Below are 364 nucleotides of genomic sequence, written 5' to 3'. Positions count from 1 at the left end.
TGAAAGTAGTTCAAATGATATTAAGGCTTTTCTATTTATTAATTATTATTACAGGTGTAGTAATATTAAGTAAAATTAACATCAGTTCGCTTTATATCTTAAAGTCATTACTTGGAATTGTAGTAATCGGTATGATGGAAATGATTATTGTCCGTTCGGTTAAGGGAAAGAAAACTACAATGTTTTGGTTATTGTTCCTTGTAACTTTTATCCTCGTTCTTTACTTAGGATTTGTTAAACTTCCATTAACTTTCCTCATGTAAAACAATTTTTGATAAAAATTGTCAATTTTCTAGTAAAAAGCTGCTAAAAAGGCAGCTTTTTCTTTTTTTAGACATATCAACATTTCGGTTTTTATGGTATT

The 364-nt window shown here is 27.2% G+C and carries 1 protein-coding gene; it reads left to right on the top strand.

What is annotated here, in order from left to right; genetic code table 11:
• Nucleotides 1-263: DUF1516 family protein (locus V7164_RS16705; protein ID WP_335354651.1), on the top strand; the 263-nt coding region annotated here is incomplete at its 5' end.
• Nucleotides 264-364: the final 101 nt, after the last annotated feature.

Source organism: Bacillus sp. JJ1474, from assembly GCF_036965225.1.
Classification (GTDB): Bacteria; Bacillota; Bacilli; order Bacillales; family Cytobacillaceae; genus Cytobacillus.
This window is presented reverse-complemented; position numbering and strand designations above follow the sequence as displayed.